Origin of the sequence: Pseudomonas sp. K2I15 (assembly GCF_002204795.1) — a bacterium.
In the GTDB taxonomy this organism is placed as follows: Bacteria; Pseudomonadota; Gammaproteobacteria; order Pseudomonadales; family Pseudomonadaceae; genus Aquipseudomonas.
Map to the genome: position 1 here is coordinate 30,044 of NZ_NIXO01000029.1, position 26,759 is coordinate 56,802.

The 26,759-nt window shown below is 61.8% G+C and carries 27 protein-coding genes; 9 read left to right on the forward strand and 18 right to left on the reverse strand.

What is annotated here, in order from left to right; translation table 11 throughout:
* From CEC48_RS18085 to yghU, 3 genes are all read left to right on the forward strand, one after another.
* A complete protein-coding gene (locus CEC48_RS18085; RefSeq protein WP_088424972.1) occupies positions 1–1,182 on the forward strand; it encodes an efflux RND transporter periplasmic adaptor subunit in 1,182 nt (393 codons plus the stop codon).
* Positions 1,175–2,602 (forward strand): efflux transporter outer membrane subunit, encoded by a 1,428-nt coding sequence (locus tag CEC48_RS18090; protein ID WP_088424973.1) that lies wholly within the window; start codon positions 1,175–1,177, stop codon positions 2,600–2,602. The genes CEC48_RS18085 and CEC48_RS18090 overlap by 8 nt, the downstream gene beginning before the upstream one ends.
* Before the next feature lie 137 nt (positions 2,603–2,739).
* Positions 2,740–3,582, forward strand: coding sequence for a glutathione-dependent disulfide-bond oxidoreductase (yghU, locus tag CEC48_RS18095; protein WP_088424974.1), 843 nt, complete (start codon positions 2,740–2,742; stop codon positions 3,580–3,582).
* A 34-nt stretch (positions 3,583–3,616) separates the two neighbouring features.
* On the opposite strand, the gene CEC48_RS18100 is transcribed toward yghU, so the two are convergent.
* From CEC48_RS18100 to CEC48_RS18110, 3 genes are all read right to left on the reverse strand, one after another.
* Entirely contained in the window at positions 3,617–6,052 is a 2,436-nt protein-coding gene (locus tag CEC48_RS18100) for a TonB-dependent siderophore receptor (protein ID WP_088424975.1), read from the reverse strand.
* Positions 6,053–6,126: 74 nt separating this feature from the next.
* Positions 6,127–7,086, reverse strand: a complete 960-nt coding sequence (locus tag CEC48_RS18105) for a FecR family protein (RefSeq protein WP_088424976.1) — start codon at positions 7,084–7,086, stop codon at positions 6,127–6,129.
* Positions 7,087–7,090: 4 nt separating this feature from the next.
* Positions 7,091–7,612, reverse strand: coding sequence for a sigma-70 family RNA polymerase sigma factor (locus tag CEC48_RS18110; protein ID WP_088424977.1), 522 nt, complete (start codon positions 7,610–7,612; stop codon positions 7,091–7,093).
* A 153-nt stretch (positions 7,613–7,765) separates the two neighbouring features.
* Between CEC48_RS18110 and CEC48_RS18115 the strand changes: the two genes are divergently transcribed.
* Entirely contained in the window at positions 7,766–8,689 is a 924-nt protein-coding gene (locus CEC48_RS18115; protein ID WP_088424978.1) for a LysR family transcriptional regulator, read from the forward strand.
* On the opposite strand, the gene CEC48_RS18120 is transcribed toward CEC48_RS18115, so the two are convergent.
* Positions 8,592–9,296: a TetR/AcrR family transcriptional regulator gene (locus CEC48_RS18120; RefSeq protein WP_088424979.1), complete on the reverse strand. Its 705-nt coding sequence runs from the start codon at positions 9,294–9,296 to the stop codon at positions 8,592–8,594. The genes CEC48_RS18115 and CEC48_RS18120 overlap by 98 nt on opposite strands.
* A gap of 128 nt (positions 9,297–9,424) precedes the next feature.
* Here CEC48_RS18120 and CEC48_RS18125 point away from each other — a divergent pair, with 128 nt between their 5' ends.
* Positions 9,425–10,648, forward strand: a complete 1,224-nt coding sequence (locus CEC48_RS18125; RefSeq protein ID WP_088424980.1) for an MFS transporter — start codon at positions 9,425–9,427, stop codon at positions 10,646–10,648.
* Positions 10,649–10,692: 44 nt separating this feature from the next.
* On the opposite strand, the gene CEC48_RS18130 is transcribed toward CEC48_RS18125, so the two are convergent.
* The 6 genes from CEC48_RS18130 to CEC48_RS18155 all read right to left on the reverse strand — a co-directional run bounded on the left by CEC48_RS18130 (position 10,693) and on the right by CEC48_RS18155 (position 16,027).
* Complete coding sequence (locus CEC48_RS18130; protein ID WP_088424981.1) at positions 10,693–10,989, reverse strand: DUF3144 domain-containing protein; 297 nt, start codon at positions 10,987–10,989, stop codon at positions 10,693–10,695.
* Positions 10,990–11,071: 82 nt separating this feature from the next.
* Complete coding sequence (locus CEC48_RS18135; RefSeq protein WP_088424982.1) at positions 11,072–12,364, reverse strand: sorbosone dehydrogenase family protein; 1,293 nt, start codon at positions 12,362–12,364, stop codon at positions 11,072–11,074.
* Positions 12,361–12,789, reverse strand: coding sequence for a DUF2231 domain-containing protein (locus CEC48_RS18140; RefSeq protein WP_088424983.1), 429 nt, complete (start codon positions 12,787–12,789; stop codon positions 12,361–12,363). The genes CEC48_RS18135 and CEC48_RS18140 overlap by 4 nt, the downstream gene beginning before the upstream one ends.
* Before the next feature lie 123 nt (positions 12,790–12,912).
* A complete protein-coding gene (gene proP, locus CEC48_RS18145) occupies positions 12,913–14,415 on the reverse strand; it encodes a glycine betaine/L-proline transporter ProP (protein ID WP_088424984.1) in 1,503 nt (500 codons plus the stop codon).
* 128 nt (positions 14,416–14,543) lie between these two features.
* Positions 14,544–15,434 carry a bestrophin family protein gene (locus CEC48_RS18150; protein ID WP_088424985.1) on the reverse strand — a complete coding sequence of 297 codons (891 nt, stop codon included), beginning with the start codon at positions 15,432–15,434 and terminating at the stop codon, positions 14,544–14,546.
* An 86-nt stretch (positions 15,435–15,520) separates the two neighbouring features.
* Positions 15,521–16,027 carry a GNAT family N-acetyltransferase gene (locus CEC48_RS18155; protein ID WP_088424986.1) on the reverse strand — a complete coding sequence of 169 codons (507 nt, stop codon included), beginning with the start codon at positions 16,025–16,027 and terminating at the stop codon, positions 15,521–15,523.
* Between the two features lie 94 nt (positions 16,028–16,121).
* Between CEC48_RS18155 and CEC48_RS18160 the strand changes: the two genes are divergently transcribed.
* Complete coding sequence (locus CEC48_RS18160; RefSeq protein ID WP_088424987.1) at positions 16,122–16,817, forward strand: tRNA (adenine(22)-N(1))-methyltransferase TrmK; 696 nt, start codon at positions 16,122–16,124, stop codon at positions 16,815–16,817.
* Positions 16,818–16,820: 3 nt separating this feature from the next.
* Here the strand turns inward: CEC48_RS18160 and CEC48_RS18165 are convergent, their stop codons facing one another.
* Positions 16,821–17,675, reverse strand: coding sequence for an aldo/keto reductase family oxidoreductase (locus CEC48_RS18165; RefSeq protein ID WP_088424988.1), 855 nt, complete (start codon positions 17,673–17,675; stop codon positions 16,821–16,823).
* 71 nt (positions 17,676–17,746) lie between these two features.
* Here CEC48_RS18165 and CEC48_RS18170 point away from each other — a divergent pair, with 71 nt between their 5' ends.
* Both CEC48_RS18170 and CEC48_RS18175 read left to right on the forward strand, forming a co-directional pair.
* Positions 17,747–18,379 carry a TetR/AcrR family transcriptional regulator gene (locus tag CEC48_RS18170; RefSeq protein WP_256579731.1) on the forward strand — a complete coding sequence of 211 codons (633 nt, stop codon included), beginning with the start codon at positions 17,747–17,749 and terminating at the stop codon, positions 18,377–18,379.
* A gap of 123 nt (positions 18,380–18,502) precedes the next feature.
* Positions 18,503–19,300 (forward strand): DNA/RNA non-specific endonuclease, encoded by a 798-nt coding sequence (locus CEC48_RS18175; RefSeq protein WP_088424989.1) that lies wholly within the window; start codon positions 18,503–18,505, stop codon positions 19,298–19,300.
* A gap of 19 nt (positions 19,301–19,319) precedes the next feature.
* Here the strand turns inward: CEC48_RS18175 and CEC48_RS18180 are convergent, their stop codons facing one another.
* The 6 genes from CEC48_RS18180 to CEC48_RS18205 all read right to left on the reverse strand — a co-directional run bounded on the left by CEC48_RS18180 (position 19,320) and on the right by CEC48_RS18205 (position 23,966).
* On the reverse strand, positions 19,320–19,499 hold the full coding sequence (locus CEC48_RS18180) for a DUF1289 domain-containing protein (RefSeq protein WP_003207939.1): 180 nt from the start codon (positions 19,497–19,499) through the stop codon (positions 19,320–19,322).
* A 4-nt stretch (positions 19,500–19,503) separates the two neighbouring features.
* A complete protein-coding gene (locus CEC48_RS18185; RefSeq protein ID WP_088424990.1) occupies positions 19,504–19,875 on the reverse strand; it encodes a hypothetical protein in 372 nt (123 codons plus the stop codon).
* Positions 19,876–20,050: 175 nt separating this feature from the next.
* A complete protein-coding gene (locus CEC48_RS18190; protein ID WP_088424991.1) occupies positions 20,051–21,265 on the reverse strand; it encodes an MFS transporter in 1,215 nt (404 codons plus the stop codon).
* A gap of 5 nt (positions 21,266–21,270) precedes the next feature.
* Positions 21,271–21,600 (reverse strand): hypothetical protein, encoded by a 330-nt coding sequence (locus tag CEC48_RS18195; RefSeq protein ID WP_088424992.1) that lies wholly within the window; start codon positions 21,598–21,600, stop codon positions 21,271–21,273.
* A gap of 105 nt (positions 21,601–21,705) precedes the next feature.
* Positions 21,706–22,062: a hypothetical protein gene (locus tag CEC48_RS31880; protein WP_256579732.1), complete on the reverse strand. Its 357-nt coding sequence runs from the start codon at positions 22,060–22,062 to the stop codon at positions 21,706–21,708.
* Between the two features lie 185 nt (positions 22,063–22,247).
* Positions 22,248–23,966: a M24 family metallopeptidase gene (locus CEC48_RS18205; RefSeq protein WP_088424993.1), complete on the reverse strand. Its 1,719-nt coding sequence runs from the start codon at positions 23,964–23,966 to the stop codon at positions 22,248–22,250.
* A gap of 77 nt (positions 23,967–24,043) precedes the next feature.
* Between CEC48_RS18205 and CEC48_RS18210 the strand changes: the two genes are divergently transcribed.
* Complete coding sequence (locus CEC48_RS18210; protein WP_088424994.1) at positions 24,044–25,573, forward strand: PLP-dependent aminotransferase family protein; 1,530 nt, start codon at positions 24,044–24,046, stop codon at positions 25,571–25,573.
* Between the two features lie 121 nt (positions 25,574–25,694).
* Here the strand turns inward: CEC48_RS18210 and CEC48_RS18215 are convergent, their stop codons facing one another.
* A complete protein-coding gene (locus tag CEC48_RS18215; protein WP_088424995.1) occupies positions 25,695–26,687 on the reverse strand; it encodes a LacI family DNA-binding transcriptional regulator in 993 nt (330 codons plus the stop codon).
* Between the last annotated feature and the right edge of the window lie 72 nt (positions 26,688–26,759).

Here is a 26,759-nt window from a genome sequence, read left to right on the forward strand (position 1 = left end):
ATGTCCACTTCCGTTTCCAATCCGGGTTCACCCCGCCGTAAATCCCGTGGTCTGCTCTGGCTGGTGTTGGGGCTGGTGGTGCTGGTCGCCGTGGTGGTGTTCGGCATCGGTGTGCGCGCCAGCGAATCGCGCGACCTGAAAACCTGGACCGACGCCCAGGCCTTGCCCAGCGTGACACTGATCACCCCGAGCGTGCAGCCCCAGGGCCCGGTGTTGAACCTGCCGGGGCGCCTTGAGGCGTACTCGCGGGCGTCGATCTTTGCCCGGGTCAATGGCTACCTCAAGACCTGGAATGTCGACATTGGCGACCACGTAAAAGCCGGGCAACTGCTGGCCGAAATCGACACGCCGGAACTCGATCAGCAACTGCTGCAAGCGAAGGCTGTACTGGCTTCGGCCCAGGCCGATGAGTCGCTGGCACACACCACGGCCAAGCGCTGGCAGGCGATGCTCTCCTCGGATTCGGTGTCGCGCCAGGACGTGGATGAACGCACCGGCGACCTGACGGCCAAGCAGGCCAAAGTGGTCGCGGCCAAGGCCAATGTCGACCAGTTGGTTGCCACCAAGGGCTTCCAGCGTTTGACTGCGCCGTTCGCCGGCGTGGTGACCGCGCGTTCCACTGATGTGGGTGCGTTGATCAGTGCCGGTGGTGCGTCGGGCAAAGAGTTGTTCGCAGTCTCCGATGTGAGCCGTCTGCGGGTGTATGTGCAGGTGCCGCAGTCGTCTGCGCCGCAAATTAAGGTCGGCACTGTGGCGCGCCTCAGCGTGCCGGAATACCGCGGCGAAGCCTTCACCGCCAAAGTGATCGCCACCGCCGACGCGGTGAACGCGGCCTCCGGCAGCACCCTGGTGCAACTGCTGGTGGACAACCCCGGCAGCCGCCTGTTGCCGGGTGGTTACACCAGCGTGCAATTCACCTTGCCGGTGCAAACCGACGTGCTGCGCTTGCCCGCCAGCGCGCTGGTATTCGATGACAAGGGCATGCGCGTGGCGACCCTCGATGCGAACAATCATGTGCACTTCAAGACCGTGACCATCGCCCGGGACTTCGGCGACAGCGTGGAAATCGGCAGCGGCCTCGCCGCCACCGACCGGGTGATCGACACCCCGCCCGACGGCCTTTCCGACGACGATGCCGTGCAACTGGCCGCCAATACCCCAGAGGCCAAACCCCATGGCTAAGCGTACTTGCCTGGTATTGGCCGCGACCCTCGGCCTTGGCGCCTGCCACCTTGCGCCGCCGCTGGACGTGCCGGATGTGCCCGTGGCCGCGCAGTTCCATACCCAAGGGCCGTGGACCGTCGGCACGCCGAATGACCAGTCGAGCCGCGACGGTTGGTGGCACATCTACAAGGACCCGCAACTGGATGCGATGGAGCAGCAGTTGCTGCAAAACAACCCGGACTTGAGCGCGGCACTGGCCCATTATTCCCAGGCCCAGGCGTTCGTGGTCCAGGCGCAGTCGGGGCTGTTTCCGAAGGTCTCGGGGGTGGGCAATGCCCAGCGCATTCGCCAGTCGGACACGCGCCCGCTGCGCTCGGCCAGCCCGCCGAATGTCTATGATTCCGGCACCCTGGGCGTGGAAGTGGACTATGAAGTCGACCTCTGGGGCCGGGTGCGCGACACCGTTGCCGCCGGTACCCGCGACGCCCAGGCAGCCAAGGCCGACCTGGCCTCGGTACGCCTGAGCTTGCAGGCGCAACTGGCCGACAGCTACATCCGCCTGCGTGGCATCGACCGGCAAGACCAGTTGCTGCAACAGACCAGTGACGCCTACGCCAAGGCCTTGAGCCTCACCGAAGGCCTGCACGGCGGCGGCATCGTCTCCGGCCTCGACGTAGCGCGGGCGCGTACCCAACTGTCGACGGTCAAGTCGCAACTGAGCCAGAACCGGGTGCAGCGTGCAGTGCTCGAACATTCGATGGCGGCGATGCTGGGTGAGTCCGCATCGACCTACGCGATTGCCCCAAGCGTTGCGGATATCGCCTTGCCCAGCGTACCCACCGGTGTACCGTCTACGCTGTTGCAGCGCCGGCCGGACATTGCCGCCGCTGAACGCCGGATCGCCTCCGCCAATGCACGCATAGGCGTAGCGAAAGCCGCCTGGTTCCCGGCCCTCACCCTGAGTGCCCAAGGCGGTTTCCAGAGTGACGAGTTTGCGCATTTGCTGAGCGCACCCAACATTTTCTGGGCGATTGGTCCATCACTGGTCGGGACGATTTTCGACGGCGGCGCGCGCCAGGCCGGGGTCGACAGCGCCAAGGCGGCCACCGATGAAGCCGCGGCCAAGTATCGTGGTGTAGTGTTGACCGCGTTCGAGCAGGTGGAGAACAACCTGTCGATCATCGCAGGGCTCGACACCGCCCTGGTGGACCAGCGCGATGCGGCGGCTGCCGCGCAGTACGCCGAGGACTTGTCCCTGGCGCGGTATCGCCAGGGCGGCGCGGCGTACCTGGATGTGGTGGCGGCGCAAGTAGCGTCGTTGCAGGCACAACGAACTGTGCTGGATCTACAGACTCAACAGTTAAGCGCCAACGTAGGGCTGATCAAGGCATTGGGTGGCGGCTGGAACGCGACCCAATTGTCTCAGAAGAACTTGTAGGAGCGAGCTTGCTCGCGAAGGTCGTTAACGATAACGCGTGCATCCTGAGCGAACACGGCGGTCTCGAGTTTTTCGCGAGCAAGCTCGCTCCTACAGTAAGTTAGTGGCAGTGAACATTGAACCCAAGGAGTAGTGGCATGACTGATTACGTACCGCCAAAGGTCTGGACCTGGAAAACCCAAAACGGCGGCACCTTCGCCAGCATCAACCGGCCCATCGCCGGCGCGACCCACGACAAGGAATTGCCGGTAGGCCGTCATCCGCTGCAGCTGTATTCGTTGGCAACGCCCAACGGCCAGAAGGTCACGATCTTGCTGGAAGAGCTGTTGGCCCTGGGTCACACGGGTGCGGAATACGATGCGTGGCTGATCAAGATCGGCGACGGCGACCAGTTTGGCAGCGGCTTCGTGGGCGTCAATCCCAACTCGAAGATTCCGGCATTGCTGGACCGCAGCGGGCCCAAGCCGATTCGGGTGTTTGAGTCCGGGGCGATTTTGCAGTACCTCGCCGAGAAGTTCGGCGCGTTCCTGCCCACTGAGCCGGCGGCCCGTGCCGAGTGCCTGTCGTGGTTGTTCTGGCAGATGGGCAGCGCGCCTTATCTGGGCGGTGGTTTTGGGCATTTCTATGCCTATGCGCCGACCAAGATCGAATACGCCATCGACCGTTTTGCCATGGAAACCAAGCGCCAACTGGATGTGTTGGACAAGCAACTGGCTGAGCACGAATACATCGCGGGGGATGAGTACACCATCGCCGACATGGCTATCTGGCCGTGGTACGGCGGCCTGGTAAAAGGCCGCTTGTATGAGGGCGCAGAGTTTCTTTCGGTGCAGGATTACAAGCACGTGCTGCGTTGGGCCGATGCCATCGAAGCGCGGCCTGCGGTGCAGCGTGGGCGCCGGGTCAACCGCGTGTCGGGCGAGCCTTCAGAGCAACTGCGCGAGCGTCATGACGCGTCGGATTTTGACGTGCGCTCCTGACCACCTTCAAACCCGCCCCCGAAGCGTTGTTGCCCTACCAGCGATACGTCACCGAACTCACCAACTGTCGCTCATCGCCATACCGGCAAATCGCGAATTCGCAGTAGGTGTAGCGTTTGTTGGTGACGTTGTTGGCGTTGAGCGCAACCTCCCAGTGTGGGTCGATCTCGTAGCTGGCGCGGGCGTCGTACAGGGTGTAGGCGGGCATTTGCGACGGCACTCCCGAGGCTTGAGTCGTACCTTTGTAGCGCGCCCCGCCGCCGATGCGCAGTTGCGGCAAGCCCAATTCTGCCAGGCGGTAATCGGCCCAGAGTGCGGCCTGGTGGTAGGGCGTGTCTTCACTGCGCTGGCCGACTTCGCTGGCGATATTGCTTTTGGTGATGCGGGCGTCGATGTAGGCGTAAGAGCTGATCAGGCTGAGGTTAGGGGTGACTTCGGTCTTGGCCTCCAGCTCCAGGCCACGGGAGCGCACTTCGCCGGTTTGTACCGAATAGGTACTGTCGGTGGGGTCCTGGGTCAGCACGTTTTTCTGCACCAACTGATACACGGCGGCGCTCAGCAGGGTGGCGCTGCCTTCGGGTTGGTAGCGGATGCCGATTTCGTATTGCTTGCCTTCGGTGGGCACAAATGCTTGCCCGGCCTTGCTCACGCCCGCGACCGGGAAGAACGATTCGCTGTAGCTCAGGTAAGGCGCCAGGCCGTTGTCAGCCTTGTACACCAGCCCTGCGCGCCAGGTGGTGGCCTCGTCGCTCTGGCTGGTTTTAGCCGAGTTACGGAACAGTTCGGTGTCCTGGTCGGCCCAGTCGTGGCGGCCGCCCAGCACGGCAATCCAGTGTTCGTCGAACTTGATCTGGTCCTGGAAATACACGCCTTTTTGCAGGGTGTCGATCTGCGAGCCACGGTCGGTATTCGGTGCCCGGTTGACCACCACCGGCTGGTTGTTGATGTAGTTCGCCAGGTTCAACGACGGTGCATTGCCACGGAAGTTGTGAGAGTCGTAGCTGGTGTCATAGCCGTCGAAGCCCAGCAGGAACGTGTGCTGCCAATCGCCGAACTGCCATTTGCTTTCGATGTTGGTGTCGCTGGCCAGGCCACGTGAGCGCTCGACGCGGTCACTGTATTGGCGGCGCAGGATGCCGGTATTGCGTGCGGTGTTGATTGAGGTGATATCGGTATTCGATTGCAGGTAACGCCAGGTCACTTCCGACTGGTAATAGCGCAGTTTGTTGCTGATGCGGGTGTGCTCGTCGAAACGGTGCTCGAACTCGTAGCCCAGCGCCGACATCTCGCCGTTCATTTCGTCGTAGTTGGGGTCGCCGATAAAGTCATGGCGGCCGATCTGGAACTTGCCGTCGCCCACGCCCTTGACCAACTGGTAAGGCAGTGGCGCAGAGAAGCGTGTCTCGGTCTTCTGGTAGAACGACAACAGGGTCAGTGAGGTGTCGTCATCCGGGCGCCAGGTCAGGGCCGGGGCGACGTAGACCTTGTCGTTGTTGATATGGTCGGCGCTGGTGTCGCTCTTGCGGTCGAGCAGGGTCAGGCGGTAGCTCAAGGTCTCGCTCTCGCCCAGCGGGCCGGTGAAGTCGGCGGACAATTGCTTGCGATCGTTTTGCCCGGCCTGCACGTTCACTTCGTGATACGGCGTCTGGCTCGGGCGCTTGCTGACGGTGTTGATCAGCCCGCCTGGCGACAGTTGGCCGTAGAGCACCGAGGCCGCGCCGCGAATCACTTCGGCGCGTTCCAGGCCGTAGGGTTCCTGCACGCCGTCATAGGAGTTGTTTTGCAGGCGCAGGCCGTCACGCAACGAGCCACCGGTGGCCGACTCGACGTCGAAACCACGGATGCGGAAGCGGTCCGAAGTGCGGTTGAAACTGGTGGGCTGGCTGGTGAAACCGGGCGTCAGGTCGAGGGTCTGGGAAAGGGTTTCCGATTGGCGATCGCGGATCTCGTCGCTGGTGACCACTGAAAGCGATTGCGGCGTTTCGATGATCGGCGTGTCGGTCTTGGTGGCGCTCAGGTTGCGGGTGGCTACATAGCCTTTGACGTGTTCGGTGGAGGCTTCTTCGGTTAATCCGGTAACGGAAGTGGGCGCCAGTTCCAGTGAGCCCGTTGTGTTGCTCACCGGCGTCAGCACAAACCCGCTGGCACCTTGCACGGCCTGGAAACCGCTGCCTTGCAGTAGCTGGGCAAAGCCCTGGTTGACGGCGAATTCACCTTGCAGCCCGGCAGTGCTCAAGCCGGCAACGCTGCGCGCATCGAACAGCAACGCCACGCGCGCCTGTTGGGCGAACAGGTTCAAGGCCGGGCCCAGCGCACCGGGCGCAATGGCGTAGCGCTGCACCTCGCTCTGCGCCGCCACCGGCGCGCTGATGCCGAGGCTGAGCGGTGAAAACGTGGCCAGGTTAATCGCCAGGGCAAGGGGCACAAAAGAACGCTTGAGGTGGCGCGAAACGTTGAAGTCCGGTGGCATGGAAGATCTTCCTGAGATGAGGTGCTTTCTTCCTTGACGGGGCGATTGCAAAAAGCGGAACCCGGCGCGCGGATTTATTTTTCGCGCTCGATCTTCAACCACAGCGGGCTGAACGAGCGCACCCGCACCGGGAATGCGTCACTGATCAATTGCAGCGCACGCCTGGGCTCATCCAGCGGCAGCACGGCCGACACCCGCAAGTCGGCCAGTTGCTCGCGGTCGAACTGCAGGTGGCCGCCGTACTGGCGGGCGAGTTCATCGAGCACTTCCGGCAGCGGTCGGTCCTGGACCACCAACTGGTGGTATTGCCAGGCGTTGTTGGTCGCCCGGGTGTCGACATTGCCCAGCCGTGTGACGGCTTGCGGGGTGATGCGTGCCTGTTCACCAGCACTCACTTCGACGGCCGGATGCTGGCTGGCATCCTGGGCGGAGACCTTCGATTCGAGCATGGTCAGCAGCGTGCCGGGCGCCTCGCGCTTGACCGTGAAACGGGTGCCGAGGGCGCGCATTTGCCCGTCGTCGGTCACCACGATAAATGGCCGTGTGGCGTCGTGGGCCACCTGCACAAGGATTTCCCCGCGCAGCAGTTTCACCTGGCGTTGTTGCGGGTTGAAGGTCAGGTCCACGGCGCTGTTGCCGCTGAGGATTAACTGCGAGCCGTCGTCCAGGTCGATACGTTGCCACTGCGCCGGTGCAGTGTGCTGGTCCGCGAGCAAATAACTCGGCGGATAACTGCGCAGCAGCAACGCCAGGGGCAGGGCCAGCATCAATCCAAGCATGACTCTGCCGGCCGGATTGCGCCGGCGTTTCACCAGCGCCGCATCCAGCGCGGCATGCACCGGCGCGTGTTGCGGGCGCAGCGCCTGCAAGCGGCCGACGAAACCTTGCAGCCGTTCTATCGCAGCGCCATGGTGCGGGTCCTGGGCTTTCCACTGTTCGAACTGTTGGCGCTCGCGCTCGCTGAGGTTGCCGTCATGCAGGCGCATCACCCAGCTGGCGGCTTGCTCGTCGAGGCTCTGTGGGGAGTCGAGCATGGGCTCAAGTATCCAGCGCGTGGTGGCAGTGCACCAGGGCGTTCATCAGGTGTTTGCGCACCATGCGCTCGGAAATCCCCAGGCGGCTGGCGATTTCACTTTGGCGCAGCCCTTCCAGAAAGTGCATCAGGAACGCCTGCCGGGCATTCAGCGCCAGGCCGTCGAGCACGAACGCAATCTGCTCCAGGGCTTCAAGGGTCAGCAGGATCTGTTCCGGCGATTGCTGGCAGCTTTCCAGCAGGTCGATGGTCAGCGCCAGTTCCCGCAGGTATGCGTCTTCGATCTGACGGCGGCGGGCGCGGTCGATGATCAGGTGCCGCGCTGTGGTGGTGAGGAACGCCCGGGGCTCGCGCATGCCGCCCAGGGCATCGCGGGACGCGAGGATGCGCACGAAGGTGTCATGGGACAGATCCGCCGCGTTTTGCGGGCAACCGAGCTTTTTCCGCAGCCAGCCGAACAGCCAGCCATGGTGCTCGGCGTAGAGCATATGGACGGCCTCGTTCAAGGGAAGGTCGCTGGCGGACATGGCGGGAGTGTCTGCGGATAAGAATTATTCGCAAGATTAGCGGTGTGCGTGGAATGAAAGCAAGCGCGGGGCGGGTGGCGCTCTATATTTATGCGGCCTGTGCTGATAAATAGAGCGGGTGAACCCTGAAGTCGATACCCGGTGTAATCAATCATGAAGCGCCATTTCGAAGATTTACAGCTGGGCAGCATCGAGCTGTTCTGCCTGGCCGCCGAGGCCAGCAGTTTTACCGCGGCCGCCCAGGTGGCAGGCGTGACCCCGGCGGCGGTGAGCCGCAGCATCTCGCGGCTGGAAGAGCGCCTGGGTTCGCGGCTGTTTGTGCGCACCACCCGCAGCATCCGCCTGACCGATGGCGGCCGGACGTTTTTCGAGCAATGCCGCCAGGCCCTGACGCAACTGGTGGAGGCCCAGCAGGAAATGATGGGCGCGCAATCGGTGCCGTCCGGGCTGTTGCGCATCAGTATCCCGACCACCTACGGCCATCACCGCATCCTGCCGCTGCTGCCGAAATTTCGGGCGCTGTACCCGCAAGTCACGGTGGATATCCACATCAGTAACCGCAACATCGATTTCGTCGCCGAAGGCTATGACCTGGCCATCCGCGTGCGTGCCCAGCCCGACTCGACGCTGATCGCGCGGTTGCTGGAAGACGCCAAGCTGGTCGTTGTCGCGGCGCCGTCGTACCTGCAACGCGCCGGCACGCCCCAGACCCTGGAGGATTTGCCGGCCCATGAGTGCATCCAGTACGAGTTGCCGAGCAACGGGCGGCGCATTTCCTGGTTGTTCCAGGCTGACGGCAAGGAGCGGGAGTTTGCCGGGGAGGCCGGGTATAGCTGCTCGGACGATGTGCTGGGCGGTGTGACTCTGGCCAAGCATGGCGCCGGGTTGTTCCAGACCTACAAATTCATCGTCGAGCAAGAGCTGGCCAACGGCAGCCTGGTGGAGGTGTTGCAGCCTTATAGCGGACGTTCGCGGCCGTTTACCTTGCTGTATCCCCACGGTCGCTATGTGCCGCATCGGGTGCGTGCGTTTGTCGATTTTCTGCTGGAACATCGCGCCGAGTGGGCGGCGCTGTAGCGGCGGTTAAATCCCAGGTCAGCATCAGTTGGCCGATCGCGCCGTCGATAGCGTTGGCATCGACGCCATCGCGGGCGAGGATCGACACGCCCTGCAGGAAACTGTCATAGACCGTGGCCATGACGCGGGCGTTGGTCTCGGCGGGTAATTGGCCGGCGCGAATGCCGCGTTCGACGCAATGCACGATGCCCGCCCGGGTGCGTTCGCGGGAATGGGTCAGCGCATGGGTCACTTGCGCGTTCTCGGGGGAGGGCGCGCTCATCACGCCCAAGGCCACCATGCAGCCTTTGGGATGCCCGTCCTCACACTGCATGCACGCCGATTGGCGCAGCGCGGTCTCGATGGCCTGGCGTGGCGGTAGGCTGTCATCCCACAGGCATTCGGTGACCTGGGCGAACGTCGCCAGATAACGCTGCACACATTCCTGGAACAGCGCGTCCTTGGAGCCGAACGCGGCGTAGAAACTCGGCGCGGAGATGCCGCCGCCCAATCCGGCTTTCAACTGGCTCAGGGACGTGGCGTCGTAACCGTGCTGCCAGAACAGGTGCGTGGCCTGTTCCACGGCCTGGTCGCGGTCGAAGGTGCGGGGTCGGCCCATCTGCGCCATGTGAAAATCCTCTCGGGTGATGAGATAAATACTAGTCGATACATAAGTCGTTGACAACGCTGTGTGGTGCGCTCAACATTTATATCGATCGGTATTTAAGTCGATATCCCTTGCTCAAGGAGTTTCCTGTGACCCCCTCAATCAGCTTATCGGCAGACGCCGTTCCCGACCGCTTGCCCATCGGCGCCTTGCTCGCCCTGGCCATGACCGGTTTTATCTGCATCGTCACCGAAACCCTGCCAGCGGGTTTGTTGCCGCTGATCAGCGAGGGCCTGGCGATTTCACCGTCCATGGCCGGGCAAATGGTGACCGCCTACGCGCTGGGCTCGGTGTTGGCGGTGATCCCGCTGACCATCGCCACCCGTGGCTGGCGTCGGCGCAATGTGTTGCTGCTGACCATCGTCGGTTTTCTGCTGTTCAATTCGATCACGGCGCTGTCGTCACACTACGGGCTGACGCTGCTGGCACGGTTCCTCGCGGGGATGGCAGCGGGGCTGGCGTGGAGTTTGTTGGCCGGGTATGCACGGCGCATGGTGGCTCCGCATCAGCAGGGCAAGGCGTTGGCGCTGGCGATGGTGGGAACGCCGATTGCACTGTCACTTGGGGTGCCGCTGGGCACCTGGCTGGGTGGGCTGGTGGGCTGGCGCACGACGTTTGGCATCATGTCGGCGCTGACCCTGGTGTTGATTGTCTGGGTGCTGGTGAAGGTGCCGGAATACCCCGGCCAGTCGGCGCATCAGCGCATGCCGCTGCGTAAGGTGCTGACCACGCCGGGTGTGCGGCCGGTGTTGGCGGTGGTAATTGCCTGGATGCTCGCCCACAACATTCTCTACACGTATATCGCACCGTTTGTGGCCCCGGCGGGGTTGGTGGACCGGGTGGACCTGGTGCTGTTGGTGTTTGGTGTGGCGGCGCTGGTGGGGATTTGGGTGACGGCAAAGCTGGTAGATGGGGCGTTGCGCAAGACGGTGTTGGTGAGCCTGGCGGGCTTTGCGGCAACGTGTCTGGTGTTCGGTTTTCTGGCGCAGGTGCCAGAGGTGATTTACCTCGGCGTGGCGGTGTGGGGGCTGAGTTTTGGCGGCGCTGCGACGTTGCTGCAAACGGCGTTGGCGGACGCGGCCGGGGACGGGGCGGATGTGGCGCTGTCGCTGAATGTGGTGGCGTGGAACAGCGCGATTGCCGGGAGTGGCGTGGTGGGTGGGGTGTTGCTCGATACCTGGGGTGTGGCTTCTTTCCCGTGGGCGATGTTGGTGTTGCTGGCGGTGGGTTTTGCCATTACGTGGGCCGCTCGCAACCATGGCTTCAAACCGGGGCACAGAGCGCACGGTAAGCCCGCTGTCAGCGGGCATTGAGCCAAGGCGGCATCACTGTCGCGCCGCCGCTGGCAGCGGCTTGTTCAGTTGCCTTTAACGAGCATGTACTTGCTGAAATTATTGATGTGATCATCAAGATTGTCCTCAAGCATCATCCGGTACTGATCACAGAAATACTTCAGCATCGCCTCACGCGCCTGGGCCATCTCTTCGCCGGATTTAAAGCTGCGTGCGCTGACCCAGGCATTAAAACGTGTGGTGCCGAACATCATCGAGGCGCTGACTTTGCCCAGGTCGGCGAACTCCCGGAACTGCTCGTTTGACAGCTCGATGTGCGCGTCCGCGCGATCGTAGAAGCCGTTGTCTGTGGTGTCTGGCATTGCGGTTACCTTCCTGTTCGTTTGTGCGGCGAAGGTACCGCCACGCTCCACGGGAAGGCAACCACGTTGGCCGCTTCAGGCCTTATTTATTGCGCGTCACCCGCCACACGGTGTTGGCCAGGTCATCCGCAATGATCAGCGCACCACGCGGATCAACAGTCACACCCACCGGCCGGCCGCGAGTCTTGCCGTCGGTTCCACGAAAGCCCGTGGCGAAGTCCAGCGGTTCACCCGCAGGCCGCCCGTTGCTGAACGGCACGAAGATCACCTTGTAGCCCACCGGATTATCGCGGTTCCAACTGCCGTGCTCGCCCACGAACACACCGTCGGCGTACTTCTCACCCATTGCAGGGATGGAAAAGTCGACGCCCAGCGCCGCGACGTGGGAGCCCAGGCTGTAATCCGGCTTGATCGCGGCAGCGACCTTGGCCGGGTTTTGCGGTTGGGCGCGGGTGTCGACGTTCTGGCCCCAGTAGCTGTACGGCCAGCCGTAAAACTCACCTTCGCGCACCGAGGTCAGGTAATCCGGTACCAGGTCCGGGCCCAATTCATCCCGCTCGTTGACCACCGCCCACACTTGCCCGGAGCCCGGCTGAATCGTCAGTGCGGTGGGGTTGCGCAGGCCGGTTGCGTAAGGCTTGTGGGCGCCGGTGGCGGCGTCGATCTGCCAGACCATCGCCCGGTCTATCTCGACCTCCATGCCGCGCTCGGTGATGTTGCTGTTGGAACCGATGCCGACATACAGCGAGCGGCCATCGGGGCTTATCGCCAGGGATTTGGTCCAGTGGTGATTGATCGCGGCAGGCAGGTCGGTAACGGTGGTGGGCGGGCCGCCGGCTTTGGTCTGGCCATCGGCGTAGTCGAAGCGCACCAGCGCATCCTGGTTGGCCACGTACAACTTGCCATCGGCAAACGCCAAACCGTACGGCGCGTTTAGGTTCTCGGCGAACACGGTTTTCAGCTCGTAGGTGCCGTCACCGTCGGCATCGCGCAGCAAGGTCAAGCGGTTGCCGCCCTTGACCTTGGTGTTGCCCTCGGCCTTGATCACGCTGGCGATCACGTCCTTGGGCTTGAGCTTCGCAGCGCTGCCGCCCCGGCCTTCGGCGACGAGGATGTCGCCGTTGGGCAGCACCAGGGTCTGGCGCGGAATCCGCAGGTCGGTGGCGATGGCGGTGATGCTGTAGCCCTCGGGCACCGTGGGTTTTTGCGCGCCCCAGGCCACCGGTTCGGCAATCTTCATGCTGGGTAGCAGGCCGCGTTGGGGTTCCGGCAGTTTGGGGTCGGGGCCGCGTGCCTGAGTGCTGTCGGCTTCGCCGCCGCAGGCGCTCAAGAGCATCGCCATGCTTAACACCGTCAGTGTGCTGGAATGCTTCATTGGTCACCTCCCGAACGCAGGTTGGTCAGCCCGACCCACGTGGTCACGCAGGCCAGCAGGGTCACGATGGCGGACAGCACCAGGCCCGAAGGCATCACGGCCCAGGCATCCTTCTCATGTTCAAAGGCGTTGACCAATCCCAGCGCCCAGGTGATCAGCAACAGCAGGAAGTACAGGGTAGGGCGCCCGGCCTTGCGGTCGGCGCGCAGCAGGTTGAACAGCGCAAACAATCCCGCCAGCCCGCAGAACACCAGGCCGCCGGCAATCAGCCAGGCGGCGAAGTTGCTCCACTGAATCTGGTAGGTCTGGTAGTAGGCAATGTCACTCAGCAGGGCGCCGAGAAACAGCGGGACGGTACCGGCAAGCAAGGTCGCGTGAAGCGGGCCAGGCGTGCTGCGGTAGGTGAGGGCGGGGGTGACGGTCACGGGCGGCTCCTTATCGTTGAGCGGCCCTGATGAGGCTCATCAGGGCCGCGCTGACTGCGCTTAAGGAAGGAACGCGCTGCTTGGACGTTAGTTCACCGTCTATTCGTTTCTAAATATGTTGCGTCAGTTGATGCGCGGATGCTGCTGCACCAGGTTCTGGCGTTTGGCTTCCAGCTCGGCGATTTGCGCGTCGATGTCTTCGATCTTCTGCTCGATATTGTCTTCATGCTCCTGCAGCAGCTCTTTTGCTTCCTCGATATCCGAAGCCGCCGGGGCCGCGCCGCGCAGGGGTTTGTTGGCGGTTTCTTTCATGGTGACGCCGGTGAACAGGCCCACCACGGCGAACACCATCAGGTAGTACGCAGGCATGTACAGGTTGTTGGTGGTTTCCACCAGCCAGGCCATGGCGGTCGGCGTCAGGCCGGCCACCAGGATCGAGATGTTAAAGGCGCTGGCCAACGCGCTGTAGCGGATGTGCGTGGGGAACATCGCCGGCAGGGTGGAAGCCATCACGCCGATAAAGAAGTTGAGCACCACCGCAATGATCAGCAGCCCCGAGAAAATCAGCCCCAGCTTGCCGCTGTTGATCAGCATGAACGCCGGAATGGCGAGGAGGAACAGTGCGATGCTGCCGAAGATGATGAAGGGTTTGCGCCCGATCTTGTCGCTGACAAAGCCAATCAGCGGCTGCACGAACAACATGCCGACCATGATCGCGATGATGATCAGCACGCCATGGTTTTCGCTGTAGTGCAGGTTGTGCGACAGGTAGCTCGGCATATAAGTGAGCAGCATGTAGTAAGTGACGTTGGTTACCACCACCACCCCGACGCAGGTCATCAGGCTGCGCCAATGCTTGGTGGCGACTTCCTTGAACGACACTTTCGGGCCGCCCGCCAAGCCTTCGCGATCGCCTTGTTCGAGTTGTTCCACATGCTGTTGGAAGGCAGGTGTCTCTTCCAGGGCATGCCGCAAGTACAGCCCGATCATGCCCAGCGGTAGCGCGAGGAAGAACGGCAGGCGCCAGCCCCAGGACTGGAACGCCTCCTCGCCGATCACCGCAGAAATCAGCACCACCACGCCCGCGCCGAGGACGAAGCCTGCGATGGAGCCGAAGTCCAGCCAACTGCCGAGAAAGCCGCGCTTGCGGTCCGGGGCGTATTCGGCGACGAAGATCGAGGCGCCCGTGTATTCGCCGCCCACCGAGAAGCCTTGGGCCATCTTGGCCAGCAGCAACAGGATCGGCGCCCAGATGCCGATCGAGTCATAGGAGGGGATCAGCCCGATGGCGAAGGTGCTGATGGACATGATCACGATGGTCGCCGCCAGGACCTTCTGCCGGCCGTATTTGTCGCCCAGCCTGCCGAAGAACAGGCCGCCCAACGGGCGGATCAGGAAGGGCACCGAGAAGGTCGCCAGGGCGGCGATCATCTGTACGCTGGGGGACGCCTCGGGGAAGAACACCTTGCCCAGCACATAGGCGACAAAGCCGTACACCCCGAAGTCGAACCATTCCATGGCGTTGCCCAGCGCAGCGGCGGTGATCGCCTTGCGCATCTTGGCGTCGTCAACAATGGTGATGTCATCCAATCCAATCGGATTGACGGTTTTCTTGCGTGATTTCATGGGATTACTCAACCGCTGGTCCATTTCGTTGCCACTGTTTTGGTGGCATGCGCTTATTGGGTCAGATACATGCGGACACTGAATAATTCACCATGGGCTGGTTTTTTTTGTTATCGGCGCAGGAACGATCAACTGATCGGGTCGCCACCCAGCGAATCACGCTGCATCGACTGCAGGTTTTTCTCGATGGTTTCGCAGAGGGCTTCCATCTGGATCTGGTGCTCACTGTCGCGAAACGGGCTTTGCAAATCGGTGCCGATGCGCTCGATTGCCAGCAACATAAAGCCCACCACTGTGGAGGCCAGCGGGGTGAACCAGCCCAGGGATTCCACCAGGCCCACCGGCACGATCAGGCAGAACAGCGAAATGAACAGCCGCGGGAAATACACGTAAGGGTAGGGCAGCGGCGTATTGGCGATGCGCTCCATGCCGCCCTGGCTGTTGGACAAGTCCACCAGCGTCGACTCCAGCCGCGCCAGGCGAATGCTGTCCAGGCGCCCCGCCTTGTATTCCTGGGCCAGCAAGGCCGCAGAACCGTTGAGGATATCGTTGGCAAAGTTGTTGGTGGTGGTGCTGCGGGTGAACTCTGCGGCGGGCAGAAACGCGCGGATCTCCTCCGGGCACGGCTGGCCGCGCAGGTGCGCCGCCAGGCAGTTCACATAGGCCACGTGGCGGCGCACCAAGGTCGCCTTCATCGGGTTGACCTCGTTTTGCGGGTCATCCAGCAACGTCAGCACTTGCCGCGCAAAGCTGCGGGAATTATTGACCATCGCGCCCCACAGCGTGCGTGCTTCCCACCAGCGGTTGTAGGCGCTGCTGTTGCGGAAACTGATCAGCACCACCAGCGCGGAGCCGAGCAGTGTCAGGGGCATCAGCGGCAGGTTGATCTTGCTGTTGAGGAACAGCATGAAGTCCACGGTGACGGCGATGTCCCACAGCAGCAGCCAGAACAGTGCCCAGCCCACATAGCCCATGGTCTTGATGATCAGGCGGTATTTTTTGATGATGGCAGCTTTCAAACGGAAACCTCGCGGCGAGCAGTAAGCATCAATGCCTTAGCTCGGACGGTGTTTACCGGGTAAAGGTTCGCCGGGGTGCTGCGGCTTCAGGCCTGAAGCGACAGGATGAAGCGGTTTTCGCTGTGGGGCTTGCCGTCCGGAGCAGCCTGTTCAGGCACGAATCCGCAGCGCCCCAGCACTTTTTGCGAGCCCACATTCTTCGGGTATACGTACGCCACCAGTTGCGTGAGTGCCCAACGCGCTTGTGCCTCCTGGATCAGATGCTTGAGCGCCAGTGTTGCCAGGCCTTGCCCGCAGGCACGCTCGCCCACGCGATAACCGACTTCGGCACACCCCTTCGGTGAGTCGATATTTTTCAGATTGGCGCGACCGACGATTTCGCCGCTGGCGTCTTCGATCACAAACGGGTGCCAGGCGCCGAGGGCGAAGTCGGACAGGTAGGCCTGGATATGTTCGGCAACGCCCTGCACGGAGTAAAACGAAGGGGCGCGCGCCTCAATATGGGATTCGAACCACTCACGGTTAAGGGTTTCGAAGGCCAGCAACGCTTCAGTGTCCGTACTTCTCAGCTCGCGAACCTTAAATGACGTCATCGATCACCTCTTCCTGGCAATTGTGCGGTGAGCAAGCATACCCCATCAGTTATCCTGAACAGACGAGCCGATTCGTGGCAAAAAGGAACTGCAGTTGAACGAACACACATTGTCCATGCGCCTGGAACGCGTGGCGGCCCATATACCTGCCGGTGCACGACTGGCGGATATCGGTTCCGATCACGGCTACCTGCCGGTGGCGTTGATGCGGCGCGGCGCCATCGCGGCGGCGGTGGCGGGTGAGGTGGCGCTGACGCCGTTTCGCGCAGCCGAGCGTACGGTGCGCGAGAACGACCTGGCGCAATCCATCACCGTGCGTCTGGCCAGTGGTTTGGCGGCGATCGAGCCGGGAGACGGGATCACCGCGATCAGTATCTGCGGCATGGGCGGCGAGACCATCCGCGACATCCTCGACAGCGATAAGGCGCGCCTCAGCGGTCAGGAGCGCCTGGTGCTGCAACCTAACGGCGGCGAGCAGCCCTTGCGCCAATGGTTGATGGAAAACGGCTACCGCATTGTTTGTGAGGAGCTGCTGCGAGAGAACCGCTTCTTCTATGAAATCATTGTTGCCGAGCGCGCCGCGCCGATGGATTACACCGAAGAGGAGCTGTACTTCGGCCCGCTGCAAATGCAGGCCCGCAGCCCGGAATTCCTGCTCAAGTGGCAGCGCATCCTGCGCCACAAACAGCAGACCCTGAGCGACTTTGCCCAGGCACGGCAGGCGGTGCCCGAGGGCAAGGTGCAAGAGGTCGCCCAGCAGGCCCGGTGGATTACCGAGCTGTTGGCGTGAGGGTCAGCCCGCGATTGTATTCAGCTCTGCCAGCACCTCATCCGAAAGCTCCAGTTCGCCCACCGCCATGTTTTCACGCAAATGGGTGACCGACGAAGTGCCAGGAATCAGCAGGATATTGGGTGAACGACGCAGCAGCCACGCCAGCGCCAATTGCATCGGAGTTACGCCAAGCCGCTGTGCAACGTTCGACAACACCGCCGACTGCACCGGCGAGAATCCGCCCAGCGGGAAGAACGGCACATAGGCAATGCCCTCCTGAGCCAGCTCATCGATCATCGCGTTATCGTGCTGGTGGGCGATGTTGTACAGGTTCTGGACACACACGAAGCGCACGATTTTTCGCGCCTCGGCCACCTGCGTGGGCGTGACGTTGCTGATGCCGATATGGCGTATCAGCCCCTGTTGTTGCAGCTCGGCAATGGCGCTCACGGGCTCTTCGATCGAGCCTTCGGCAGTGCCCATCACGCCGTGCATGGCCCGCACATTGACCACCTCCAGCACGTCCAGACCCAGGTTGCGCAGGTTGTCATGCACCGCCTGCGTCAGCTCGGCCTTCGACGACGCGTTGAACCAACCGCCATCGCTGCCACGGCGGGCGCCCACCTTGGTGACGATCGTGAGGTCGTCTTTATAGGGATGCAGCGCCTCACGGATAATTTGATTGGTGATATGCGGCCCGTAGAAATCGCTGGTGTCGATATGGTTCACGCCGGATGCGACGGCCTCACGCAGCACGGCCAGCGCCGCATCACGGTCTTTGGGCGGGCCAAATACGCCAGGGCCGGCCAGTTGCATGGCGCCGTAACCGATGCGGTTGACGGTGCGATCGCCGAGGGTGAATGTGCTGTGGTTCATGGCTGTGGCTCTTGCTTGACGGGAAGAAGCCTATAATATGAAGGATCCTTCAGGTTTAGAATTCGCATTCCATGAGCACGCTCAAAGCGTCACTAAAGCCAAGAAAATCAGCGGTTCAGGCCCGATCGGCGGCGACGGTCGAGGCGCTGCACACGGCGGCCCTTCAGGTTTTAACCGCTCAGGGGTTGGTGCGGTGCACGACCACCCGCGTGGCCGAGCGTGCGGGCATGTCGGTGGGCAGTCTCTATCAGTACTATCCGAACCGCGATGCACTGCTCGCTGCGGTCCTGGAAAAGCATCTGGTGCACGTGGCCGAGACCGTCGAGCGGGCCTGCGATCAATACCAGGGCACCACGGTCGCTGAAATGGCATCGGGGTTTGTCACGGCTTTTCTGGCCGTGAAGCTGATGGACCCGACCGCGTCCAAAGCCCTCTATGCCATCGCAGGTGAGCGGGGCGGTGCGGAGCTTGTCGCGCGTATCAACCAGCGAGTGGTGGCCGCCATTGCCGCGATGTTGGCAACGGCATCAGATGCCCATTTTGCAGACCCATTCCTGACCGCAGCCATCTCGCTCAGTGCCGTGGTGGGCCCGGTACGGACCCTACTCGAAGGCAATGCATCAGCGGCCTTTGAAGCCGGCCTGGAAGAGCAGGTGACTCGGCTGCTGCGGGCTTATCTTCAAACCGATCAATCACTTGCGTAAACCGTGCGCAGGATATTTTGCAGCGCGGCCCCGCACTAAAGTGACATCCTTGGGTCAATAAACCCCGCGATCAAACCTCGCGCCTCCACGTTCTCCCCACCCTCCCATTTGAAGATTTAACCCATGTACCTACGCAAAATTGCAGTTGGGCTGTCGGCCCTTGTTTTGCTCTCCACCGGGGCAGAAGCCCGTGGTGTGCCGGACCTCTATTCAAGCAAACAGAAGCAGGCCTCGTTTGACAGCTGCGCCGATCTGTTCCCGGCCGCGCAACCGATCAACACGGCCACGGTGCCAGCCACCATGAAACCCCTGGCGCTGTGCTCCGATAATTTTGCGGTGCTGTACTCGCAAACCAGCAAGACCCCGCTGGTGGTGGTCGAACGCCTGAACGCCGGCCAGTTGCAGGACGCCAAGGGCGAGGAACGCACCAACCAGTTCTACGCTGACCCGCGCATTCCCAAGGGCGGCCGTGCCGAGTTGAGCGACTACCGTGGCCAGCACCCGGCCGTGGACCGTGGCCATCAATCCCCGGCCGCCGATGCAACGAGCACCAACGCCATGGCCCAATCGTTCGCGCTGTCGAACATGGTGCCGCAAGACCCGACCAACAACCGCAAGATCTGGAGCAAGGTCGAGGCGGACGTGCGCAAGTTTGCCAAGCGCGCCGACGGCAATGTATTCGTGTTCACCGGCCCGCTGTTTGACCCGGGCTACAGCACTATCGGCGACAACAAAGTGTGGGTGCCGACCCGTCTGTTCAAGCTGGTTTATGACGTATCGTCCAAGCGCGCCTGGGCCTACGTATTGCCCAACGCTGAAACCCGCATCCAGAAGCCGATGGACTACGCGACGTTCGTGAAGACCACCGGGCTCAAGTTGCTGGGGAATTTTCCGGTGACCGGTTCGGTGGGACGCACTTGATGGCTTGAACCTGGCGGCGTCACTTGCCTTTTTTCAACGTCTTCAACCGCAACGTTGCTCGCTGCACAGCGGCCATCTTCTCTGGCCGCTTCATCTTTTTCCATTTGCGAATATCGTCCTTGGTGCGTCCACAGCTGACGCACAGCTCACCACTGAGCTGGCAGGTTGAGACACACGGGTTCTCGATATCTTTAGCCAAGGCTTTACCCCTTTACGGCATATAGTTTAGCCAGGCGCAGGCGCCAATCACCGCCATGCTGCAGGTGGCATTCTTCCTCGGAGTCGAACCGAACGTAGCGGTCCGAAGCGGGGCGATCACCGCCGGCATCTTCCAGGGCCGTAGCCGTCAGTTCACGCATGCGCAAGTCCAGCCCGCTTGAAAGGGCCTGCTCCTTGTTCGCCCGGGTATCAAAGACCCAAATAACCTGAATACTTTTTGCGAAGGCTGCGTAATCGACTTCGTGGGTCAGCCAGTCGAAGCCGGTGATTTCGGCCTTGGCGATCTCACAGGCTTCGGTCAGGGTCGCAACGAGGCGGCGTTCGATGCGTGCGCTGTCGCGTTTGGTTGAAGACATGGGGATTCCTTGATGGGCGAGGTGGGGATGATACGCGAGAGATCAACTGTGGGAGCTGCCGAGCTTTAGCGAGGCTGCGATGGCGGACTGTCAGGCGACATATTTATTGCCTGACAGGACCTCTTCGCAGCCTCGCTAAAGCTCGACAGCTCCCACCCTGGATTTGTGTTGCCCATCAGATATTTTTGGGCCGATCCAGCTTGCGCGTCATGGTGTACACCGCCACTCCGGCAGCCAGGATGCCCGAGGCCGCGCCGACCGCCAGCGCCCAGCGCGGGCCCAGGTGGTCGGCCACCCAACCCACAATCGGCGCACCAATCGGTGTGCCGCCAAGGGCCACGCCCACCCGCAGGGCGATCACCCGGCCGCGCATGGCGGGCTCGGTGGTGAGTTGCATCAGGCTGTTGGTGGTGTTGCTGAAGGTCAGTGCGCCCACGCCGATGATCACCAGCGCCCCGGCGAACAGCCAATAGTTCGGGGCAATCGCCGCCAGCGTGCAACCCACCCCGAACACCAGCGCGCCATACAGCAGCGACTTGAACTGCGGCCGCTCGCGACCGGCCGCGAGCAGTGCCCCTGCGACGGTGCCGATGGCCAGGGTCGATGTCAGCAGGCCATAGCCACGGGCATCGGCGTGGAACACGGTGACGGCCATGGTCGAGATGAAAATCGGGAAATTCATGCCGAAGGTGCCGATCAGAAACAGCATGATCAGGATCGCCATCAGGTCCGGCCGCGCCCACACATAGCGCAAGCCCTCGGTCAGGCTGCCCTTGGTGCGCAGTGCCCGCAGGCTGGTGTGCAGGCCGGAAACCCGCAGCAGAAACAGCGAGGCCAGCACCGCGAAAAAGCTCGCGCCATTGAGCAGGAAGGCCCAGCCGGTGCCCACCGACGCGATGGTCAGGCCGGCCACCGCCGGGCCAATCATGCGGGCCATGTTGAACGAGGTGGAATTGAGCCCGATGGCGTTGGACAGGTCCGCTTCGCCCACCAGGTCTGCCACGAAAATCTGCCGCACCGGCGCGTCGAACGCCGAGGCGCAGCCGGATAAAAACGCGAACACATACACATGCCACAGCTGGACAATGCCGGTGAGGGTAAACACCCCCAACGTCAGCGCCAGCACGCCCATCACACCCTGGGTGACGATCAGCAGCTTGCGCTTGTCGTAGTGATCGGCCGCGAAACCGGTCCAGGGCAGCAGCAGTAATTGCGGCCCGAACTGCAACGCCATGACGATGCCGACGGCCGAGGCGTTGTGCGGGGTGAGCTGGGTCAGCACCAGCCAGTCCTGGGCCGTGCGTTGCATCCACGTGCCGATATTCGACACCAGGGCGCCGGCGGCCCAGATGCGGTAGTTGACGCTGCGCAGCGAGCGGAAAATGCCCATCGAACTCACACCGTCCTTGAGGTATTGCCACCGTTGAAGCGCCCAAAATGCTGCGCCAGGAAAACACTCAGCGCCAAGGCCCCGAGCCCGAAGGCGACCACATCCGCGGTGCTTTTGAGGTCGAAATCCCCAACCCGGCAGACCAGCACGTAGCCGATCACCAGATTGAGAAAACCCCAGAGCACGTTCAGCGTCGAGGAAGACCGCCCTTGCCCGCGCGGCTTGGCAAACGGGGTCTGGAAGGCCTGGCCCATCACGCCGCTGACGCAATGCGGCACCGCGTTGGCGAGAAACACACCGCCGAAGAAATAAGACACCAGCTCATGCCATTGCATCGTCACGCACCCCTTGTTTCAAGCAAACCGATGGTGTGTTGCAGCGCGGTATTCGGATCCAGCGAGGTGACGGCCATGCTATGTCCTCGAACGGGTAGGGGGGACTCAAAAATCAGCGAGACGCTCCAGCAGCAACCAATCGTCCTTGGCTGCCCGGCTGGCGATGAGGTATTTACGAAAACCGGGTGTCTGCTCGATTCTAACTGCAATGCCATTCACTGTAGGAGCGAGCTTGCTCGCGAAAAACCTGAGCACAACGCGTTTCACCTGAAAGCGCGCGTTATCGTTGAGACTTTTCGCGAGCGAGCTCGCTCCTACAGTGAACCAGTTTTGTATCTCGCCCGTCAGCTTGCTGGGGTGTGGGGAGTTACCTGGGAGCCCACGCCGGCCCAGTGGTTTCAGGAAATGGCGGATTGGGCGCAGGCCAATTCGTATTCTGCTGCGCACTCCGCAGGTGAACATGCTTCACATCTGTTTCGATGCAGACCGTGCGGCCCTGCTGAACGCGCGCGATGAGATTGCCCGAGCACACGGGTATTGGCTGTTCACCCACCTGGAACCCACAGAGGTGCCGGGCTGGTGCAAGACCGAGAGCTATGTGGGGGACCGATTGTTGGGCGTGGAGAACGACCGGGTTCTGCAGCTGTTCACGGACTTGATGAGGCGAGCGACTCAAGACGACTGATGCCAGCGCTTCCATCAAAGTTGGCCTCGCCAATCAAAATATCCTCGAAGAACGCCCCGATCGGTTGTGTGGGATGGCACAACTGTATCTCCAGGACCCAGACCATCTCGCTCGGTACGATCTCGACTTCAGCCAACTTGTCCTGCCCGAACAGGGCATGCGGGAAGTCGGCGATGCGGTGCCCTGCCAGGTTGCGCTCAAGGCGCCAGCCTTTGGAAAGGGCACTTCGCTCAGCGAAGTCATAGAGCTCGCGCCCGGTCAGCCCACGGTGCCAGGCGTTGCGGGTTTCGTCGAACACTTCATGCAGTGCTTTCACGCAGGCGTCATACAGCCGGTGCTCGCCGAATACGAAGGTGTCGCCATAATCGCCCTCATAGCCATCCCACACCGGGCCAAGGTCGACCACGGCGATATCGGTGGCACGTAGCTTGCGCAGCAGGTCGACGCCTTGGCGCGGTGTACGGATGGTGTCGTCGCCAAAACGTATATAGGTCGGGTGCCAGGTGTGAGACGCGCCCATGGCCTGCAATGTTTGACTGGCCATGTCGAGGGCTTGCGCGGTGGTCATGCCTACTTTCAATTGGTCGGCGATGGCGGCCAGGGCTCTTACCGTTTGCTCGCGGGCAGCGAGCATGCCGTCCAGTGAGTAGCGCGGGCCGACTTTTTCCAGCACCGGGTGCAGCATGTTGAGTGACGCAGCCTGCGTCAATGCACCGCTGGGAACGAAGGCTTCGGCGACAAAACGATGAGCCTGCGCGCCCACTGCCAGGCAGGTTTCGCGCACTTGGTTGATCATCGCGCTATTGCCGCAAGCGTAGACTTGGCTATCGGCCCAGTTATGGGGCTGTGCCAGCGCGACCTGTTGCAGGCGGGCGTCTGCCGACAGGACCCGGTGCCAGTGAAAGCGTGGATGTATCTGGCTGGCCCTGTCGAGAAACTCAGCGTCGTAGAAGTCCGCCGGCGATGAGTTACCCCAGTACAGGGTAACCTCGGCATGGCGGGCCAGGGCCGTTAGCAATAAGGGCTTGATGCCGGCATAACCGGTCCCGGTCGCGAACAGCACAACAGGGCGCTCATCGTCGTGTTGCCAGGTGCAGGCGCCCACGGGGCCTTCGAGTTGCACCGCATCACCCACGTGCAGGGTTGGCAGGATGCGTTCGGAAAACAGGCCACCGCTGACCTGGCGAATATGAAACACCAACTGGCCTTGATCCTGTGCGGGCAGGTTGGCGACGGAGAAACAGCGGCTGTCGCCATCGTCGAGGCGAAACCTGACGTACTGGCCGGGCCGAACGTCGAGTGGCTGAGCTGTCAGCAACACCAACTCGACGATATCGGCGCTCAGCGCGCGTTTGCCGATCACCCGTGCGGTGACGTCCAGCGCTGGCGTGTCCAGTGACCAGCCGGGAATTTCCAGGCGCATGTCGCTACAGGCATGGCTCTGGCACAGCAACATCTCGTCAGCCGCGAGCGGATAGGAGGGTGCTGGGGTGTCTTGCGTGCGCAACTTTTCTCGGTACTGGCCTGACACCACCTTGACCTTGCACGACCCGCAGGCGCCGCGCCGGCAGGAAAAGGGTACGGCAAGACCGCTGGCCAGCATGGCGTCGAGCAGCAATTGATCGGCGGCTTCGAAGGATTTGCCCGAGGGCAACAATTCAACGACATGGCGGTTGTGCATAAACACCTCGGGGCAATTGAGGTTCGATTGTTGCGTTAGACTAGGACCAGAAGAACCTCCAGTTTTGGATAATTCATATGGTCCAGCTTCGCAAATGGCGCCCTCTGCTCAAACTCGATGGGGCGCAGCCGCAGGCGTCGTACAGAAAGATCACCGAGGGCTTGGTGAGCGCGATTGTCGAGGGCCGCCTGCGCCCCGGAACGCTGTTGCCCGGCACGCGGGAAATGGCGCAACTGCTGGACGTCAATAGCAAGACGGTGATCCTGGCCTACGAGGAGGCGGTGACCAAAGGCTGGCTGGTCAGCATTCAACGTCGCGGCACCTTCGTCAGTACGCAACTGGCGACAGGCACGAATGCTGCCCCCAGTGCACCGAAGTCGTTTGCCCCGGCGTTGCGGGAGGCGCCTGCGGTTGCCTATTTCACCCCGGGCGAGCAAGCGACAGCGCTGCAGCATCGGCCGGGCGCGCTGTTTTTCGATAATGGCGCCTGTGACCATCGTTTGCTGCCGCAAGCCGTGCTGCATCGCTACTACCGCAATGCCTTGCGCAACAGCTTTACCACCAACACCGTGCGCCATGGCAGCGAGGGCAGCGGCCACTACCTGCGCAACGCACTGGCCGAAATGCTGCGCCATAATCGCGGCCTGAATGTCGATGCGCAGCAGATATGCCTGACCCAAGGCGTGCAGATGTCGCTGTACCTGACTGCCAGCGTGCTGCTCAAACCCGGTGATGTCGTGCTGGTCGAACGTCTGAGTTACCCACCTGCCTGGGAGATTTTCCGCCAACTGGGCGCACAACTGGTCACCGTGGACCTGGACGACGAAGGTTGCCGGGTCGATCAGCTCGCTGAGCTGTGCCGCCTGCACAACGTGCGGATGATGTATGTCACGCCCCATCACCAGTTTCCTACCACCGTCAGCCTGCGTGCCGGACGTCGGCAGCAACTCCTGGAATTGGCCCGGCTGCATGATTTCTGCATCATCGAGGAAGATTACGACCACGAGTATCACTTTGCCGGACGGCCCTATTTGCCCCTGGCCAGCGACAGCGCGCAGCGCCATGTGATCTACATCGGCTCGCTGTCCAAGTCCCTGGGCAGCACCTTCCGTTGCAGCTACATCGTTGCACCGTCGAATCTCATCGAAGTGCTCGAGCGTACGGCGGCGGTGAGCCTGGGGCAGGGCGATGCCGTGATGCAGCGGATGCTCGCGGACCTGATCAACGATGGCGAGCTGAAGAAGCACCTGCGCCGGGTTTCCAAAGAGTACCGTCGGCGTCGGGAAACCCTGCTTGGTTGCCTGCTGGAGGCTTTTGGCGAGCAGATATCCGTGCAGGAACCGGAGGGCGGGCTGGCGCTGTGGGTAAGGTTTACCGACTCAATCGACGTCGATCAACTGACGGAAAAAGCGCTGGAGCTGGACCTGGTGGTGCGCGGTGGTCGGCTGTTTTCACCGTTTGATCACCCCGAGAATGCCCTGCGTTTGGGGTTTGCGTCGCTCAACCAGGAGGAAATCCGCACCGCCACGCAGCGCTTGGCTCAGGCGGCGCAGGCGGTTGGGGATTTTCGCGTCGAGGATTGCCTGACACAAGAAGCTTTGCTGTGACATCTCACGCCGATTTTCCACTATCGGACTACAGCGATGGTTTTATTCCGGGCAGAAAAGCTCACCAAGCGAGTGGCAAATCGAAAGCAATCGGGAGTGCTATCAGCCAACTAACCCATTCTCATAGAGATGTCCTGACCACCAATGGACAATCAACTCGCTGAGTTCCCGATAGCTCAAGGGTCTCGATCAGGTGCCGGGCAGCCTTACGACCTATCTCGTAGTAAGGCAGTTGCACCGTGGTCAGCGGCGGGATGAACAGCTCGGCGATACCGATCATGTTGTCGTAGCCGAGCACGGCGACATCGCCGGGAATTTTCAGGCCACGGCCCAACAATAACTGATAGGCACAAAAGGCAATGCGGTCGTTGCCACAGATCAGAATGTCGAATTGGGGACGACCATCAATGATGTGCCGGTCGAGAATGGCTGCGGTTTCACCATAGGCGTCATGTTCAGAAAGGTCGTATTGCAGGAGCGCGTCAGGCGCCAGTCCGAATGCCTGACAGGCGCGCTGCATACCTTTTTGTCGCAGGTGCCAGGCCAGACTCTGTTTTGGCAGATTGATAAGCAGAGGGCGCCTATAGCCGTGGTTCAGTGCGTGGTGTACCGCCCGATACTGCCCCATTTCGTCGTCTGGTACATAACTGACCAGGTGACTGTCATCCGACAGGCAATTGGCGAGTACCAGGGGTTTACTCTTCAATCGCTCAGGAATGCACACCTGGCGTAACCCCATGGCGCTGAAGATCAGCCCGTCGGGACGGTGCGATAGCATCAGGTCGATATTCTGGTCGGTGGGCGGGTTGCTTAGCAGGTTGAGGACAAAGACATTCCAGCCAGCTTGCTGCGCGGTCTGTTCGATGGACAGCAGCAACTCGACGGCGAACGGTGTTGTGGCGGTGTCCAGCGCGAACACACCGATGGTTCTACTCTGGAGGTTGTCGCCGCGAATCTTTCGCGCCGACATGCTCGGCACGAATTGCAATTCGTCAATGGCTCGACGCACCCGTTGATAGGTTTCGGGGCTCAATTTTTCCGGATTGCTGAGCGCTCGAGAAACCGTCATCAGGGACACGCCGGCCAGCTGTGCAACGTCTTTCACTGAAGTCATGCGAGGCGAAACCAGTCAGATTGACGAAGAATCATGACACATGACACGTGGTTTGCGCTTCTCTCGACTCGA

Bases quoted from the DNA above. Each gene is read 5' to 3' on its own strand.
- CEC48_RS18130 (WP_088424981.1), bottom strand. From the start codon at position 10,989: ATGCCAGACACCACAGACAACGGCTTCTACGATCGCGCGGACGCGCAC.
- CEC48_RS31880 (WP_256579732.1), bottom strand. From the start codon at position 22,062: ATGTTCACCTGCGGAGTGCGCAGCAGAATACGAATTGGCCTGCGCCCA.
- CEC48_RS18175 (WP_088424989.1), top strand. From the start codon at position 18,503: ATGTACCTACGCAAAATTGCAGTTGGGCTGTCGGCCCTTGTTTTGCTC.
- CEC48_RS18215 (WP_088424995.1), bottom strand. From the start codon at position 26,687: ATGACTTCAGTGAAAGACGTTGCACAGCTGGCCGGCGTGTCCCTGATG.
- CEC48_RS18210 (WP_088424994.1), top strand. From the start codon at position 24,044: ATGGTCCAGCTTCGCAAATGGCGCCCTCTGCTCAAACTCGATGGGGCG.
- CEC48_RS18085 (WP_088424972.1), top strand. From the start codon at position 1: ATGTCCACTTCCGTTTCCAATCCGGGTTCACCCCGCCGTAAATCCCGT.
- CEC48_RS18110 (WP_088424977.1), bottom strand. From the start codon at position 7,612: ATGTCCGCCAGCGACCTTCCCTTGAACGAGGCCGTCCATATGCTCTAC.
- CEC48_RS18090 (WP_088424973.1), top strand. From the start codon at position 1,175: ATGGCTAAGCGTACTTGCCTGGTATTGGCCGCGACCCTCGGCCTTGGC.
- yghU (WP_088424974.1), top strand. From the start codon at position 2,740: ATGACTGATTACGTACCGCCAAAGGTCTGGACCTGGAAAACCCAAAAC.
- CEC48_RS18205 (WP_088424993.1), bottom strand. From the start codon at position 23,966: ATGCACAACCGCCATGTCGTTGAATTGTTGCCCTCGGGCAAATCCTTC.
- CEC48_RS18115 (WP_088424978.1), top strand. From the start codon at position 7,766: ATGAAGCGCCATTTCGAAGATTTACAGCTGGGCAGCATCGAGCTGTTC.
- CEC48_RS18105 (WP_088424976.1), bottom strand. From the start codon at position 7,086: ATGCTCGACTCCCCACAGAGCCTCGACGAGCAAGCCGCCAGCTGGGTG.
- CEC48_RS18195 (WP_088424992.1), bottom strand. From the start codon at position 21,600: ATGCAATGGCATGAGCTGGTGTCTTATTTCTTCGGCGGTGTGTTTCTC.
- CEC48_RS18165 (WP_088424988.1), bottom strand. From the start codon at position 17,675: ATGAACCACAGCACATTCACCCTCGGCGATCGCACCGTCAACCGCATC.
- CEC48_RS18170 (WP_256579731.1), top strand. From the start codon at position 17,747: ATGAGCACGCTCAAAGCGTCACTAAAGCCAAGAAAATCAGCGGTTCAG.
- CEC48_RS18185 (WP_088424990.1), bottom strand. From the start codon at position 19,875: ATGTCTTCAACCAAACGCGACAGCGCACGCATCGAACGCCGCCTCGTT.
- CEC48_RS18155 (WP_088424986.1), bottom strand. From the start codon at position 16,027: ATGACGTCATTTAAGGTTCGCGAGCTGAGAAGTACGGACACTGAAGCG.
- CEC48_RS18135 (WP_088424982.1), bottom strand. From the start codon at position 12,364: ATGAAGCATTCCAGCACACTGACGGTGTTAAGCATGGCGATGCTCTTG.
- CEC48_RS18100 (WP_088424975.1), bottom strand. From the start codon at position 6,052: ATGCCACCGGACTTCAACGTTTCGCGCCACCTCAAGCGTTCTTTTGTG.
- CEC48_RS18120 (WP_088424979.1), bottom strand. From the start codon at position 9,296: ATGGCGCAGATGGGCCGACCCCGCACCTTCGACCGCGACCAGGCCGTG.
- proP (WP_088424984.1), bottom strand. From the start codon at position 14,415: ATGAAATCACGCAAGAAAACCGTCAATCCGATTGGATTGGATGACATC.
- CEC48_RS18190 (WP_088424991.1), bottom strand. From the start codon at position 21,265: ATGGGCATTTTCCGCTCGCTGCGCAGCGTCAACTACCGCATCTGGGCC.